15 protein-coding genes are annotated in these 14144 nt (G+C 63.2%); 8 read left to right on the top strand and 7 right to left on the bottom strand.

All coding sequences use genetic code 11. The features are described 5' to 3' along the window. The first annotated feature begins 4 nt into the window (after positions 1-4). The 6 genes from cueR (at position 5) to IU367_RS21245 (ending at position 5736) form a co-directional block, all read left to right on the top strand. Entirely contained in the window at positions 5-394 is a 390-nt protein-coding gene (cueR, locus tag IU367_RS21270; protein WP_042035872.1) for a Cu(I)-responsive transcriptional regulator, read from the top strand. Between the two features lie 84 nt (positions 395-478). Further along, positions 479-1633 carry a GGDEF domain-containing protein gene (locus IU367_RS21265; protein ID WP_274453030.1) on the top strand — a complete coding sequence of 385 codons (1155 nt, stop codon included), beginning with the start codon at positions 479-481 and terminating at the stop codon, positions 1631-1633. A 31-nt stretch (positions 1634-1664) separates the two neighbouring features. Continuing rightward, positions 1665-1928: a YihD family protein gene (locus IU367_RS21260; RefSeq protein WP_042870400.1), complete on the top strand. Its 264-nt coding sequence runs from the start codon at positions 1665-1667 to the stop codon at positions 1926-1928. 195 nt (positions 1929-2123) lie between these two features. Further along, a complete protein-coding gene (gene ccoG, locus IU367_RS21255; RefSeq protein WP_043142559.1) occupies positions 2124-3572 on the top strand; it encodes a cytochrome c oxidase accessory protein CcoG in 1449 nt (482 codons plus the stop codon). 141 nt (positions 3573-3713) lie between these two features. Further along, a complete protein-coding gene (locus IU367_RS21250; RefSeq protein WP_043142557.1) occupies positions 3714-4703 on the top strand; it encodes a serine/threonine protein kinase in 990 nt (329 codons plus the stop codon). Between the two features lie 424 nt (positions 4704-5127). Then, a complete protein-coding gene (locus IU367_RS21245; protein ID WP_042870394.1) occupies positions 5128-5736 on the top strand; it encodes a thiol:disulfide interchange protein DsbA/DsbL in 609 nt (202 codons plus the stop codon). Positions 5737-5840: 104 nt separating this feature from the next. Here the strand turns inward: IU367_RS21245 and phnE are convergent, their stop codons facing one another. From phnE to IU367_RS21220, 5 genes are all read right to left on the bottom strand, one after another. Further along, entirely contained in the window at positions 5841-7376 is a 1536-nt protein-coding gene (phnE, locus tag IU367_RS21240; RefSeq protein WP_274454406.1) for a phosphonate ABC transporter, permease protein PhnE, read from the bottom strand. Next, a complete protein-coding gene (locus IU367_RS21235) occupies positions 7376-8137 on the bottom strand; it encodes a phosphonate ABC transporter ATP-binding protein (protein WP_274453028.1) in 762 nt (253 codons plus the stop codon). Before IU367_RS21235 ends, phnE begins: the two co-directional genes overlap by 1 nt. Next, entirely contained in the window at positions 8134-8979 is an 846-nt protein-coding gene (locus IU367_RS21230; RefSeq protein ID WP_253627179.1) for a putative selenate ABC transporter substrate-binding protein, read from the bottom strand. The genes IU367_RS21235 and IU367_RS21230 overlap by 4 nt, the downstream gene beginning before the upstream one ends. A gap of 125 nt (positions 8980-9104) precedes the next feature. Continuing rightward, positions 9105-10283 carry a nicotinate phosphoribosyltransferase gene (pncB, locus tag IU367_RS21225; protein WP_274453026.1) on the bottom strand — a complete coding sequence of 393 codons (1179 nt, stop codon included), beginning with the start codon at positions 10281-10283 and terminating at the stop codon, positions 9105-9107. A 101-nt stretch (positions 10284-10384) separates the two neighbouring features. Next, positions 10385-11020 (bottom strand): nicotinamidase, encoded by a 636-nt coding sequence (locus IU367_RS21220; RefSeq protein WP_274453025.1) that lies wholly within the window; start codon positions 11018-11020, stop codon positions 10385-10387. Between the two features lie 75 nt (positions 11021-11095). Here IU367_RS21220 and IU367_RS21215 point away from each other — a divergent pair, with 75 nt between their 5' ends. Further along, complete coding sequence (locus IU367_RS21215) at positions 11096-11746, top strand: NUDIX hydrolase (RefSeq protein WP_241279438.1); 651 nt, start codon at positions 11096-11098, stop codon at positions 11744-11746. Next, entirely contained in the window at positions 11743-12240 is a 498-nt protein-coding gene (locus IU367_RS21210) for a 2-thiouracil desulfurase family protein (RefSeq protein ID WP_274453024.1), read from the top strand. The genes IU367_RS21215 and IU367_RS21210 overlap by 4 nt, the downstream gene beginning before the upstream one ends. Here IU367_RS21210 and IU367_RS21205 read toward each other — a convergent pair. Together IU367_RS21205 and IU367_RS21200 are read right to left on the bottom strand one after the other, a co-directional pair. Continuing rightward, positions 12171-13130 carry an acyltransferase gene (locus tag IU367_RS21205; protein WP_274453023.1) on the bottom strand — a complete coding sequence of 320 codons (960 nt, stop codon included), beginning with the start codon at positions 13128-13130 and terminating at the stop codon, positions 12171-12173. The genes IU367_RS21210 and IU367_RS21205 overlap by 70 nt on opposite strands. Before the next feature lie 9 nt (positions 13131-13139). Next, positions 13140-14039, bottom strand: a complete 900-nt coding sequence (locus IU367_RS21200) for an acyltransferase (RefSeq protein WP_274453022.1) — start codon at positions 14037-14039, stop codon at positions 13140-13142. Positions 14040-14144 lie beyond the last annotated feature (105 nt).

Raw genomic sequence — 14144 nt, 5'->3', positions numbered from 1 at the left:
ATCAATGAACATCAGCAAGGTTGCCAAGGCCACGGGGCTGACCGCCAAGACCATACGTTACTACGAGAGCATAGGCCTCATCTCGGCGCCGGTACGCAGCGATAACGGCTATCGCAGCTACACGGAAGGGGCGCTGCGGGAGCTGCGCTTCGTCAAGCGGGCGCGGGAGACAGGCTTCAATCTGGAGGAGTGCCAGGAGCTGCTGGCGCTCTACCGGGACGAGCACAGGACCAGTGCCCAGGTGAAGAAGCTGGCACAGGAGAAGATTGTCGATCTGCGGGCCCGCATCGCCGGCTTGCAGGCCATGCTGGCCTCCCTCGAGGGGCTGGTCTGCTGCTGCCACGGGGATGAAAGCCCCGAGTGCCCCATCCTGGACGAGCTGGAGCGCGGCTGACCAACCGCTTAATAACGGACGTTTTATTGTTGGCCCGGAAGGGGTAGTGGTAGACTGTGCGGCTCTTGTACAGGGAGTACGCAGTTGACTCAGAGTGTGACACGTCAGGTGAAGCAGGCCATCATGGCCCAGCTCTATACTCACGCCTCATTCAGCCTGCCTTGCCTGGGTCTGCTGGCGCTCGGCTGGAGCCTGTTGTTCCACGATTACCTGCCTGCCGGCGAGGCGCTCGGCTGGCTGGCACTGGTCAGCCTGCTGCTGCTGTGTCGCGGCTGGCACCTGCGCTGGCGTCAGCCCAGGCTGGCGCAGATCCCCTTGCCTGTGCTGGAGCGCGAGCTCTTCATCGGGGTCACCATCACCTCCATCATCTGGGCGCTCGGCGTGCTGCTCTACATGGACAAGCTGCCCGACACCTATCGCGCCGCCATGATGATGCTCTCCAGCCTGATCCTCACCGGCAGTGCCATCATGCTGTTTGGCAGCCGCCGTTCCCTCTACGGCGCCGTCTTGCCGCTCGGGCTCGCCATGCTGTTCGAGCTGGGGGCCGGCAACGAGCAGGAGCGGATCGTCTCCTGCATGCTGGCGGGCTATCTGTTTGTCTTCTTGCCGACCCTGCTGCGCCGTCTGCGGCGGGATCAGGTCGCCTCCCTCTATCACCGTTTCTCCAACGCCGATCTGGTGGCCGAGCTGAAGGCGGTCTCAGAGCACCTCAAGCTCACCTCCCGGCTGGATGGCCTGACCGGCATCGCCAATCGCGCCCATCTGGATTACAGCCTGGAGCGGGCCTGGCGCCGCTGTCATCGTGCCAGGGCGCCCCTGTCACTGGTGCTGGTTGATGTAGATTACTTCAAGCAATTCAACGATCTATATGGCCATCAGCTGGGGGATGAGTGCCTGCAGCGGGTGGCGGGCCTGCTGGCCGAGGTGCAGCGCCGCGAGGATGATCTCGCCGCTCGCTACGGCGGGGAGGAGTTTGCCCTGCTGCTGCCCTGTACCAGCATGCAGGGGGCGCTGCAGATCGCCGAAAACGTGCGGGTGGCGCTCAAGGAGCTGGGCATTCCCCACCAGAAGTCCCTGGTCTCCGGTCGGGTCAGTTGCAGCTTCGGGGTGGCGACCCTGGTGCCGGATCAGAACGGCTCCATCGCCGAGCTTATCCAAAAAGCGGATGCGGCCCTCTATCAGGCCAAGCATAATGGGCGGGATCGTATCGAAGTAGCCTTGATGGGTAAGGTTGCCTGAGTTTCACATGACAGATTTAAAGAGGTTGTCTATGCAATGTCATCGTATCGAAGAGCTGCTGGAGTTGTTGCAGCCTGCCTGGATCAAGGAACAGGACCTCAGCCTGGTGCAGTTTGTGGCCAAGCTGGCGGCGGAAGCCGGCTATGAGGGTGCCTTGTCCGACCTGACCGACGACATGCTGATCTACCACCTCAAGATGCGGGAGTCCGACAAGCAGGCGATGATCCCCGGCCTGGCCAAGGATCATGTACCCGACTTCAAGGAAGCCCTGCTCAAGGCGCGCGGCATCAAGTAAAGATTGCTCCAGCTGGAGCCTTTGATGGTGTTCAAAGGAATCTCTGAGAAAGGCGTTTCGTCAACTGGCGACACGCCTTTTTTGTTGCTTGAAATTGCGACATCACTCGAACATTAGATACATTTTACCCACACAATTAGCAGGTTGTTTAAGATATAATCCGCCCCATAACAAATAAGGGAGCTGTGTCTTGCAATGGCCGATCATGAAAAAATCGATATCAAGGATGTCACCGGCGATGTAACGGGGACGTACAACCCCAATACCTTCAAAGCCGGCGATGACAGGTTCAATCCTGGCAACCGCATCTACGTGAGGGCGCAACCCGGTTACTGGCAGCGGGTGCGCAAGGCCATGGGCTGGTTCTTTGTGGTGCTCTTCGTCGCCTTGCCCTGGTTGCGTTATGACGGTCGTCAGGCCGTGTTGTTCGATATCGGCCATCAGCAGTTCCACATCTTCGGTGCCACCATCTGGCCGCAGGACCTGACCCTGCTGGCCTGGATCTTCATGATCGCCGCCTTCGCGCTCTTCTTCGTGACCACCTTCCTCGGCCGGGTCTGGTGTGGCTATCTCTGCCCGCAGACGGTGTGGACCTTCATGTTCATCTGGTTCGAAGAGAAGCTGGAAGGGGCGGCCAACAAACGGCGCAAGCTGGATGCGGCTCCCTGGAGTGGCGAGAAGCTGGCCCGCAAGGGCGCCAAGCATCTGGCCTGGATCCTGTTGTCGCTGGGCACCGGTCTCACCTTCGTCGCCTACTTCCAGGATGTATTCCAGCTGGTGCCTGACTTCTTCACCCTGCAGGCGAGCGGCTGGGTCATCTTCTGGGTGCTGTTCTTCGCCGCCTGTACTTACGGCAACGCCGGCTGGATGCGCGCCATCATGTGTATCCACATGTGCCCCTATGCCCGCTTCCAGTCCGCCATGTTCGACAAAGACACCTTCATCGTCGGCTATGACACCAAGCGTGGCGAGACCCGGGGAGCCCGTGCCCGCAAGGCCGATCCCAAGGCGCTGGGGCTGGGTGACTGCATCGACTGCGATCTCTGCGTGCAGGTCTGCCCGACCGGCATCGACATCCGCGACGGCCTGCAGTACGAGTGCATCAACTGCGGCGCCTGCGTCGATGCCTGTGACCAGACCATGGATCGCATGGGCTATCCGAAGGGGCTGATCAGCTACACCACCGAACACAAGCTGGCTCACAACAGCACCCATGTGGCGCGGCCCAAGCTGCTCGGCTACGGCCTGGTGATGGTCATCATGCTGGGGGTGTTCGTCTACAACGCCATGTCCATCATGCCGATGGGGCTCGATATCCTGCGGGATCGCAACCAGCTGTTCCGCGAGAACAGCGAGGGGCTTATCGAGAACACCTACACCCTCAAGATCCTCAACAAGACCCTGCATGCCCAGACCTATCAGCTGGATGTGGAGGGGCTGCCGGAGCACCAGTGGTTCGGTCCGCGCGAAGTGACCCTGAAGGCGGGCGAGATCTACACCCTGCCGGTGAGCGTGGCCGTCGACCCCTTCAACCTGAAGAAGCCGACTCTGGACATCCAGTTCGTGCTCAAGCGGGATGGAACGGCACCGGATGACAGCAAGGGCACACTGCGCCAGGCCAGCAAGTTTATCAGCCGGCTGTGATGCCGGAGAGCGCTATGGGGGGCCAGCCAGTTCAGGCCCCCAGTGACCGCAGTGATGGCAGGAAAGCGTGGCGCAACCGGTTGGGTTGAACGCCATTGAACCGAGTGGTGATAGACTGGGGCGCAACGGCGCCCCTTTCTTATGGTGGATGACATGCGTTTCAACTATTCCGACCTCAATCCCGATCTCATCATGGACGCGCTGGATCTCAGCGGCCTGCGTATCGACTCCGGCCTCATCGAGCTCAACAGCTACGAGAACCGGGTCTACCAGTTTCAGGACGAGGATCGTCGCCGCTACGTGGTGAAGTTTTATCGTCCCGGTCGCTGGAGCCGGGCCCAGATCCTCGAAGAACACGACTTCGCCGCCCGCCTCAATGAGGCGGAGATCCCGGTCGCCGCCCCCATCGTCTTCGCCGGCGAGACCCTGCTGGAGCATCAGGGTTACCCCTTCGCCATCTGGCAGAGCGTGGGGGGCCGCCAGTTCGAGGTGGACAACCTGGATCAGCTGGAGTGGGTGGGGCGCTATCTCGGCCGCATCCACCAGATAGGCGCCAGCCGCCCCTTCCATCACAGGGTCCGGCTGGATGTGGAGAGCATGCTGCACGAGCCGCGTCAGCTGCTGGCGTCCGGCGAATGGCTGCCGAGCGGGCTGGCCAAATCCTTCTTCGGCGTGCTCGACGAGCTGATCAAGCACGTCTGTGACGCCATGACCCTGGATGTGGCACAGATCTCCCTGCACGGCGACTGCCACCCGGGCAACATACTGTGGCGCGACGGTCCCATGTTCGTCGATCTCGATGACTGCCGTACCGGCCCCGCCATCCAGGATATCTGGATGCTGTTCAACGGCGAGCGTCACGAGCAGCTGATCCAGCTCGATACCCTGCTGGCGGGCTATGAGGAGTTCATGGAGTTTGACCCGCGTGAGCTGGCGCTGATCGAGCCGCTGCGGGCCATGCGCATCGTCCACTACATGGCCTGGCTGGCCCGGCGCTGGGAAGATCCGGCATTTCCACGCCACTTCCCCTGGTTCAATACCGACCACTACTGGCGCCAGCAGATCGCCATACTGCACGACCAGTTGGAGGCGCTCAAGGCACCGCCTCTGACGTTGACGCCGGGGTGGTGACGCAGCAGATCCCCATATCTGCCGCACGACCAGCTGGAGGCGCTCAAGGCACCGCCTCTGACGTTGACGCCGGGGTGGTGAGGCGGCAGGTCTCCATATCTGCTGCACGATCCGCTGGAGGAGCTCAAGGCACCGCCTCTGACGCTGACGCCGGGGTGGTGACGCGGCAGATCACCATATCTGCTGCACGACCCGCTGGAGGCACTCAAGGTAACGCTTCTGATGCTGGCGCCGGGGTGGTGAGCAAAGGGAGATACGGTTGGCCGTCGGCATATACCCAGCGATTGTCAGCCGATGGCGTTCCCTGCCGTTGAGCCTGCCGGTGTGGTCCTTTGCCATTGACGCCGGCATGGCGACACAATAGGCTTGGCACTGCTTCGGTTCGCCGGGCGTGCCTCACAGTGATCCCTTAACAGGAAACGTCATGAAAAAAGTACTATTTTTCCTCGCTGCCATGCTGATGATCCCCATGGTTCACGCCGCCCCCGAATTCAAGGAAGGCGTTAACTACGACGTGGTCAAACAGACGGGTAGCGCCCAACCTGAAGTGCTGGAGTTCTTCTCCTACTACTGCCCCCATTGCGCCAAATTCGAGCCGATTGCCGCGGATCTGAAGAAGAATTTGCCGGAAGGCGTGCCGATGAAGAAAAACCCGGTGGCCTTCCTGGGCCGCGAGATGGGTCCGGAGATGCAGCGTGCCTACGCCGTTGCCAGCCTGCTGAATGTTGAAGGCAAGCTGACCCCGGCCATCTTCGACAAGATCCACACCCAGCGTCAGTACCCGCAGAGCCGTACCGACGTGAAGCAGATCTTCGTGGACAACGGCGTGCCGGCCGAAGAGTTCGACGGTGCCGTCGACAGCTTCGCCGTCTCCGGCATGGTTTCCCAGTTTGACCGCAACACCGAGAGCTACAACATCCGCGGTGTGCCGGCCTTCCTGGTCAACGGCAAGTACATGGTGAAGATCGAATCCATTACTTCCCAGGAGCAGTTCAACCAGCTGGTGAAATTCCTGCTGGCCAAGAAAGACTGATGATTGCCTGACCTCATGAAAAAAGCCCGCCGGTGCAAACCGGCGGGCTTTTTGTTTTTTTGGGCCTGAGCCTGGTCAGCATGACATCGACCAGGAACCCGGCCTCAGATCTGGCAGTCCCGCTGGGAGGGCGCGGGGCGCGGCAATCGGGAGCTGCGGCTGATCCCCTCCGCCAGCCAGACCAGCAGCAAGATGGCCAGGATCAGGGTGGACGCCTGATCGTAACGGAACAGGCTGAGCGACACATAGAGCTGCTGCCCCAGTCCGCCTGCACCCACCACCCCGAGTATGGTAGCGGCTCTCAGGTTCATCTCGCCGCGATAGAGGCTGTAGGCCAGCCACTGGCGTGACACCAGTGGAAACAGACCGTACCAGAAACTGGCCGTGGGGCTGGCGCCGCTCAACTGCAGGGCGAGGCGAGGGGCCTGATCCGCGTTCTCCAGCGTCTCCACGAACAGCCGGGCCAGCACCCCCGTGGTGTGCAGGGTGAGCGCCAGTATGCCCGCCACCGGCCCCAGCCCGACCGCGATCACCAGCAGGCTGGCGAAAATGAGCTCGGGTACGGATCGCAGCAGGTTGAACAACAGCCGCAGCGGCCAGCAGTGGCGGGCGAGGCAGGCCAGCGGCAGCGCCAGCAGGGCGCTCAACAGGGTACTCAGCAATGCCATCTGCACCGTATCGAGCAGGCCGGTGCCGACCGTCAGCAGGAAGGGGGGTGACCAGTCCGGTTGCAGAAACTCGCCGATGAACTGGCCCAGTCCGCCGAGGGAGAAGCTCAGCATGCGCCAGTCGAGCTGGTGGAACGCCATGGCGCTGGCCAGCCCCAGGCAGGCCAGCAGTTGCAGGCCGGGGGAACGGGTGTGGCGCAGCCAGGCGCTGAGGCCGTCGGCCAGGGTCACCAGCAGGATGAAGGCCAGCAGCAGGGTCACCACCTCGCCGCCGGCAAACATGCGCAACGAGAGTTCGAGCTGCTGACCGAGCCCGCCGGCACCGACGAAGCCCATGATGACGGAGGCGCGCAGGGCACACTCCCAGCGATAGACGGTGTAGGAGAGCAGCTCCTGACGCACCGCAGGCAGCACGCCGTACCAGAGCGCCTGCAGACGGCCGCTGCCGCCGAGCAGCAGGGCGCGGGCCGGTTGCAGGGCACCGCTCTCCATGATCTCGTTGTAGACCTTGGCCAGCATGCCGCCGTAGCTGACGGCAATGGCCAGGATGGCGGCCAGCGGCCCGAGCCCGGACAGGCGCACGAACAGCAGCGCCCAGATGAGCTCGGGCAGACTGCGCAGCAGGATGGCGATGAGTCGGCTGAAGGCGCGCAAGGCGCCGCGCAGCGGGTTGGGGATGGGGCCCAGCTCGGCCAGCGACAGGGCGCGGGAGCCGAGCAGGGCGAACGGAATGCCGAGCAGCAGGGCGCCGGCCAGCCCCAGGGTCGCCACGGCCAGACTCTCCAGGGTGGCGGTCAGGGTCAGGGCGAGAAAGTCCTGATCCACCCGGGGTGGCCAGCTGGTGGCGAGAAAATTGCCCATCTGTCGCCAGCTCTGGCCTTCGAGCAGGCCGAGCCAGCCGTCGGCCTGCTGCCACAGGCTGTAGCCGACCAGGGCCAGCAGCCAGGGCAGGGGATGGCGCCAGCGGCTCATCAGCCGATGCACGGCAGGGCCTCCTGATCGCCGGCGTAGAGGGCGGCCAGCATGGCCGGGGTGACGGCGGCGGCAGAGCAGTCGAACTGCAGCCGGCCCTCGCGCAGGCCTATGATGCGGGGGAAGCGATCGAGCGCCAGGTCGACCGCGTGCAGGCTGGCGATCAGGGTGCTGCCACGGGCGCGGGCTTGTGCCAGCAGGGCATCCAGGCTGCTTTGAGCGAGCACGGGATCGAGGGCGGAGACGGGCTCATCGGCCAGCATCAGATCCGGCTGCTGATAGAGCACCCGGGCTATGCCGACCCGTTGCAACTGGCCGCCGGAGAGTTCGCCACAGCGCTGCTGCCACTTGTCGGCGAGGCCGAGGCGGGCCAGTTCGGCCCGTGCACCTTGCGGATCGCAGGGACGCAGCAGCGAGAGCAGGGCGCGAGCGAGGGACCACTGGCCGAGCCTGCCGGCCAGCACGGCGGTTACCACAGGCTGGGAGGCGGGCAGCGGAGGCTGCTGCCAGACCATGCCGATCCGGCTGCGCAGCTGCTGGCGGGCCCGGGTGGAGAGGACCCAGGGATCTTCCCCCCAGAGGGAGAGTGCCAGCTCACCGCGCAGCTCTGTGCCGATCAGCCGCAGCAGGCTGGTCTTGCCCGCGCCGCTCGGCCCTATGATGGCGACACACTCCCCCGCCTCGATCCGCAGGCGAAGCGGATGCAGGATGCGACTCTCGCCGAGCCGCAGCCCTGTCCCGTCCAGTGCGACGGCGATCACTTCAGCAGACCGGCCTGAGTCGCGGCCGCTTCTATGCCCTGGTAGTTCTCTGGTTTGGTCTCGATGAAACGGCTGGCCCGCTGCAGCTTGAGGATCTCGGCCTGGGCCGGGACGGCAGGATCCAGGCTGAGGAAGGCCTGCTTGATCTTCTCCTGCAGCACCGGGTCCAGGTCGCCGCGCACCGTCCAGTTGTAGTCAAAGTAGGTCGGCGTGGTCCAGATCACCTTGACCTTGGCGGTATCGACCTTGCCCTCTTCCACCAGCTTGTCCCACACGGAGGCGTTGAGCGCACCGGCCGGCACCTTGCCGGAGGCGACCCAGGCGACGGTGGCGTCGTGGGCGCCGGAGAAGGCGACATGGGCGAAGTCACGCTCCGGATTGATGCCCTGCTCGGCCAGGAAGTGGCGCGGCATCAGGTGGCCAGAGGTGGAGGAGGGGGAGCCGAAGGCGAAGTCCTTGCCTCTGGTGTCGGCCAGGGTCTTGATGCCGCTGTCGGCGTTGGCGATGAACTTGGAGGTGAACTGGGCATCTTCCTGGCGCTGCACCAGCGGTACCACCTTGTCGGCCCGGCGATGGGCCTGCACATAGGTGAAGCCCCCGAGCCAGGCCATGTCGAGCTTGCCGGCGGCCAGCGCCTCGACCACGGCGGCGTAATCGTTGACCGGCACGAACACCACCTCGCGCCCTGTCTTCTCGGCCAGGTATTCGCCCAGCGGGGCAAACTTGCGCTGCAACTCGGTGGGGGCTTCGTCCGGGATGGCGGAGACCCGCAACGGCTCGGCGGCGGTAGCGCTCAGGCTGGCCAGCAGGGTGGTGAGGGCAAATATCCATTTAGAGGTCATGGGCAGTTCCTTGTGGTCTGTCGTTCGGGCAAGAGAAAGGCCCGACACGAGTCGGACCTTTTCAGTGGGGTCATGGTAGGGGGCCACTGGCGCTCTGCGCAAGATGGGCCCCGCAAAAAGGCGCGTTACACCCCGACGTGGAAGGCCTGCTTGAGGTTGCGGATGAAGTCCGCATCCCGGCACAGGGTCTTGCCCGGGCTGTCGGAGATCTTGGCGACCGGACCGCCGTTGCATTCCATCAGCTTGAAGACGATGTTCATCGGGCTGACGCCGGGCAGATCGCAGGTGAGCTTGGTGCCTATGCCGAAGCTGGTGTTGATGCGGCCCCGGAAGTGGCGGAACAGCTGCACCGCCTTGTCGAGGTTGAGCCCATCGGAGAAGACCAGCGTTTTGTCGGTGGGGTTGATGCCGAGCTGCTGGTAGTGGCTGATGGCCTTCTCGCCCCACACCACGGGATCGCCTGAGTCGTGGCGCAGCCCCTGATAGCGGCTGGCCAGCTCAAAGTCGAAGTCACGCAGGAAGGCATCCATGGTGATGCAGTCGGTCAGGGCTATGCCGAGGTGGTTGGTGAACTCGTCCAGCCAGCTGGTGAGGGCGGCGCGCTGGCTGTGTTCCAGCGGGAAGCCGAGCTGCTGGTGGGCCTGGAACCACTCGTGGGCCTGGGTGCCCACAGCCGACAACTGGTACTTCTGGGCCAGCAGGTAGTTGCTGGTGCCGCGAAACGCCGGCAGGCGCTCCTTGAGACGGCCCACCACGGCATCCTGCACCGCGTGGGAGAAGCGGCGGCGGGTGCCAAAATCGATGAGGTTGAACTCGCTCATCTCCTCGCTGCTCAGCTCATGCTCCAGCCTGTCGATCTTCTGATCGAGCCGATCCAGCGCCTGGCTGACGCCAAACTGGGGGTAGCGGAAGCGGTTGCGCATCTCGCTGATGATGGCGAGCACAGGGATTTCCCACAGGATCACATCCTGCCAGGGCCCTTCGACCCGCACATTGATGCGGCCATCCTGCTCGAACACCTTCAGCAGGGAGGCATCGAGCGGCTTGCGGCGCAGGTGATCCAGGTAGTCGGTGGTGAAGAAGGGGCGCTCGGCCAGAAAATTGAGCTCGGGTCTGGTCAGCCGCAGGGAACCGGCGAGGCGCAGCTGCTCCTCGATCTGGCCCATCATGGGCAGCAGATCCTCTTCGTTGCGGCTGTGGAACTCGGCCACCACCTCGGCATCCGGATAGCGATGGAACACCGCCTGCTGCATATGCAGCTTGTAGGCGTCGGTGTCGAGCAGGCTGGTGAGGATCGGTGGCATATCAGGCTCCCCGCAGGCTGGGGAGCGCGATGACGTTCCCCTGCCGCATAGGTAAGGTGCAGGCGCCGGTATCGGCTTGGCGGGTGAGGATAGGCGGCATATCAGGCGTCCAGCAGGCGTTGTACATCGATCAGGGTCTGGGCCAGTTCGGCACCCGCCTCGATCATCTGGGTGCAGGCGCAGGCAACCGTCTCGGGAGCTATGCCACGGCAGGCATCGAGATGGACGATCACCCGGAAACCGGCGTGGCGCAGTTGCAGCACGCTGGTCTTGACGCAGTAGTCGGTGGCGAGGCCGCCGACCAGCACGGTACTGACGCCACGGGCATGCAAAAACTCGATGAGCCCGGTGCTGCGCCGTTCGGCCAGATCGTGGAAGCAGGTGCCGTAGGGATGCAGATCCGGCTCGACCCCCTTCCAGACGAAGAAGTCGTAATCGACTGGGGCCGGCAGGCCGTCGAGCAGCTCGAAGCCCCGGGTGCCCGGCACGCAGTGCACAGGCCAGGTGAGGTCGGCGTTGGGCAAGTCCAGCGGCAGCAGCATGCCGGCGGGATCGCTGACGGCCCAGGCGGCGTTGGCGGGATGCGAATCCTTGCTGCCGACCCGCAGGCTGGCGAGGGTGGCCTGAGCGTTGAGCGCAGCCACAATATCATCCCCGCCCACGACGGGCAGTTCGTTCGGGCAGAGGGGGGTAAATCCCTTCTGCGCATCAATATCCAGGCTGGCGACGGTTCCCATTGAGTGGCTCCTGCACATACTATTCGTGTGATATTATCTACCAAACATTAATCGAAGGCGAGCAGGGCGATCGGCATGTTGAGAATGAGTCTGGATATGGTGGTGCTGCGGTTGAACGAGGAGCGGCTCGAGCTGCTGCTTGAAACCCGCGATCGCCCCCCCTTTGCCCACTGCTGGCAACTGCCGGCGCTGCGCATCGACGAGACTCGGGATCGGGACTTGGACGCGGCTCGCCACCGTCTGCTGGGGGAGTGGGGGCTGGGCCACTGCTACAGCGAGCAGGTCTGCACCCTCGGCAATCTGGAGCGGGATCCCCGCGGCTGGTCCACGACGCTGGTCTATCTCTGTCTGGTCGAACCGGATGTCGAGGCCATTCACGGCTGCTGGCATCCGCTCTCGTCCCTGCCCGGCCTCAGCCTCGCCTTCGATCACACCCAGCTGATCGCCCGAGGGCTGGAGCGGCTGCGGATCAAGAGTCGCTACAGCACCTTGCCGCTGCAACTGCTGGGGCCCGAGTTCACTCTCTCCGAGGTGCAGCGCGCCTTCGAGATCATCCTGCAAACCCCCATGAACACGGCAGCGTTTCGCAAGCGGATCCATCGCGCCGATATTCTGGTGGATACGGGTCGCAAGCGGACCGGCAAGCAGCGTCCCGCCATCCTCTACCGGATGGAGAGCCCCTGCTGCGTCATGTTCGATCAGGTGATGCATGGAGCGGAAGCATGAGCAAAACGCCGCCCCGGGTGCTGGTGAGTGCCTGCCTGCTGGGTCAGCCAGTGCGTTACGACGGCCAGAGCAAGGGGATCGTCAGCGACTGGCTGACGGCGCTGGGGGCCGAAGGGCGGACGCTGGCCTTCTGCCCCGAGGTGGCGGGCGGCCTGCCGACCCCGCGTCCCCCTGCCGAACGACAGGGCGAGCGGGTGCTGACCGCGAGCGGGCTGGATGTGACGACCGAGTTTGATCGCGGCGCCGAGCTGGCGCTGGCACTCTGTCAGGCGCAGGGCATTCGCTTTGCCCTGCTCAAGGAGGGGAGCCCCTCCTGCGGCAGCGGCCGCATCTACAATGGCCGCTTCGAAGGCGTGTCAGTAGCGGGCGAGGGCAAGACCACGGCCCTGCTGCGTCGCCACGGGATCAATGTCTTCTCGGAGGATCAGTTGGCCGAGCTGGCCTCTGCACTCCCTTTGGATCCCTCTTTGGCGGCATCTGGCAGCGGTTCCTGATCCCGCTGCCAGCCGTCCAGCACCTCGTCCTTCTCCTGCCAGCACTGGTTCAGCCAGCCCTGAAAACCCCGCTTGAACTGCTTGTCATTGAAGTAGTCACCGACCAGCGCCTCGTCCACCGGCAGCTCCTCGATGCGCACCCGAATGCGCTTCATCCGCCCCATCAGGAAGTCCTTGAACGGGGTCTCTGCGTTGTCCGGATAGCTGATGGTGACGTTGATCAGGCTGTCGAACTGCTCCCCCATGGCCGCCAGGGTGAAGGCCAGCCCGGCTGCCTTGGGCGGCATCAAATGACGGTAGCGGGAGCGGGCCGCATCCCGCTTGGGCTCGGTGAAGCGGGTTCCCTCCACGAAGTTGATGACTGTGGTGGGGATGTGGCGAAACTTCTCGCAGGCGTTGCGGGTGGTCTCTATATCCTTGCCGCGCAGATGCGGATTTCTTAACAGAAACTCTCTCGAATAACGGCGCATAAAGGGCATGTCCAGCCCCCAGCAGGCGAGCCCCAGCAGCGGTATGTAGATCAGCTCGTGCTTCATGAAGAACTTGGGCACCGGCAGCCGATCCCGAAACAGGTGGCCCAGCACCACTATGTCGGTCCAGCTCATGTGGTTGCTGACGATGAGATACCAGCCATCCTTGCGCAGTCGGGTGTCATCCTCAATCTGCCAGTCGATGCGGGTGGTGAGGCGGATCACCAGGGCGTTGCAGGCCAGCCAGAGGCGCATGAAACGGTTGTTGAGGCGGCTGCAGGCGCGGCCAAAGGCCGGAATGGGCAGCAGCAGCTTGGCCAGCGACACCAGCAGGATCAGGCTGGCGCACAGGGCGGTGAACAAAATGGTCAGGCTGGTGCTGATGAGCAGCACCAGGGGGCCGGGGAGCAGGGTTGGCATGGGCGTCGTTTACTGCGTCTTGTCCGCCAGCAACTGGTTCAGAGTCTGGTCCTTCTCGCGCCAGATCCCGTTCAGCCACTGTTGAAACTCTTGTTGGAACTCGGGGTCATTGAAGTAATCCCCCACCAGATTGCGTTCGATCGGCAGAAAGCGGACCCGAACCTTGATCTCCTTGACCCGACCGCACATGAAGTCCCAGTAGCTGGGGATGCCGCCCGGATAGGCGATGGTCACATCCACCAGCTTGTGCAGCTGATCGCCCATGGCTGCCAGGGTGAAGGCGATGCCGCCAGCCCTCGGGTGCAGCAGGTGGCGATAGGGCGCGGCCTGTTTGTCGTGCTTGTGTGCGGTGAAGCGGGTGCCCTCCACGAAGTTCATCACGCTCACCGGAATGTGGCGAAACTTGGCACAGGCCTGGCGCGTTGTTTCTATGTCTTTTCCCTTCAGATGCGGCCTTTTTTCCAGAAATTTACGGGAATATCGCCGCATGAAGGGGAAGTCCAGCGCCCACCATGCCAGACCGAGAAAAGGTACCCAAATCAGTTCTTTCTTGAGGAAAAACTTCAGGAAGGGGATTTTTTGATTAAAAATCCGCTGCAGCACCAGTATGTCGACCCAGGATTGATGGTTGGCAATGACCATATACCACTCATTCCGGTTCCCTTTGTCCACTCCGACCACCTCGAAAGGTGTCCTGATGATGGTTTTCTGGATCAGATTGTTGAAACCTATCCAGCAACTGGCACAGCCGTCCAGCAGAGCATTGCAGAGGGTGCGCCAGCCCTTGAGCGGCAGCAGCAGCTTGATCAGACCAAGCAGCAGTATGGGGACAAACCAGAACAGGGTGTTGAGGAAATAGAGCAGGGTCGAGAGGCTGCCGCGCAGCCGCTCTATCAGCTTGTTGTGCATGAGTCGGGTCCGTCTTCTTGTCTGTGGGTGGCAACCAAGTGGTCAGATCTGTGGCCATAATATCAGCCGATGGTCCGCTAGACCATGCACAGGGCCATCGGCAGC

The organism is Aeromonas bestiarum (assembly GCF_028751155.1).
Classification (GTDB): domain Bacteria; phylum Pseudomonadota; class Gammaproteobacteria; order Enterobacterales; family Aeromonadaceae; genus Aeromonas; species Aeromonas bestiarum.
The sequence above is the reverse complement of the archived record's forward strand: the minus strand, read 5'-3'. Positions and strand labels throughout refer to the sequence as shown.

Bases quoted from the DNA above. Each gene is read 5' to 3' on its own strand.
- cueR (WP_042035872.1), top strand. From the start codon at position 5: ATGAACATCAGCAAGGTTGCCAAGGCCACGGGGCTGACCGCCAAGACC.
- IU367_RS21260 (WP_042870400.1), top strand. From the start codon at position 1,665: ATGCAATGTCATCGTATCGAAGAGCTGCTGGAGTTGTTGCAGCCTGCC.
- ccoG (WP_043142559.1), top strand. From the start codon at position 2,124: ATGGCCGATCATGAAAAAATCGATATCAAGGATGTCACCGGCGATGTA.
- IU367_RS21250 (WP_043142557.1), top strand. From the start codon at position 3,714: ATGGTGGATGACATGCGTTTCAACTATTCCGACCTCAATCCCGATCTC.
- IU367_RS21245 (WP_042870394.1), top strand. From the start codon at position 5,128: ATGAAAAAAGTACTATTTTTCCTCGCTGCCATGCTGATGATCCCCATG.
- phnE (WP_274454406.1), bottom strand. From the start codon at position 7,376: ATGAGCCGCTGGCGCCATCCCCTGCCCTGGCTGCTGGCCCTGGTCGGC.
- IU367_RS21230 (WP_253627179.1), bottom strand. From the start codon at position 8,979: ATGACCTCTAAATGGATATTTGCCCTCACCACCCTGCTGGCCAGCCTG.
- pncB (WP_274453026.1), bottom strand. From the start codon at position 10,283: ATGCCACCGATCCTCACCAGCCTGCTCGACACCGACGCCTACAAGCTG.
- IU367_RS21220 (WP_274453025.1), bottom strand. From the start codon at position 11,020: ATGGGAACCGTCGCCAGCCTGGATATTGATGCGCAGAAGGGATTTACC.
- IU367_RS21215 (WP_241279438.1), top strand. From the start codon at position 11,096: ATGTTGAGAATGAGTCTGGATATGGTGGTGCTGCGGTTGAACGAGGAG.
- IU367_RS21210 (WP_274453024.1), top strand. From the start codon at position 11,743: ATGAGCAAAACGCCGCCCCGGGTGCTGGTGAGTGCCTGCCTGCTGGGT.
- IU367_RS21205 (WP_274453023.1), bottom strand. From the start codon at position 13,130: ATGCCAACCCTGCTCCCCGGCCCCCTGGTGCTGCTCATCAGCACCAGC.
- IU367_RS21200 (WP_274453022.1), bottom strand. From the start codon at position 14,039: ATGCACAACAAGCTGATAGAGCGGCTGCGCGGCAGCCTCTCGACCCTG.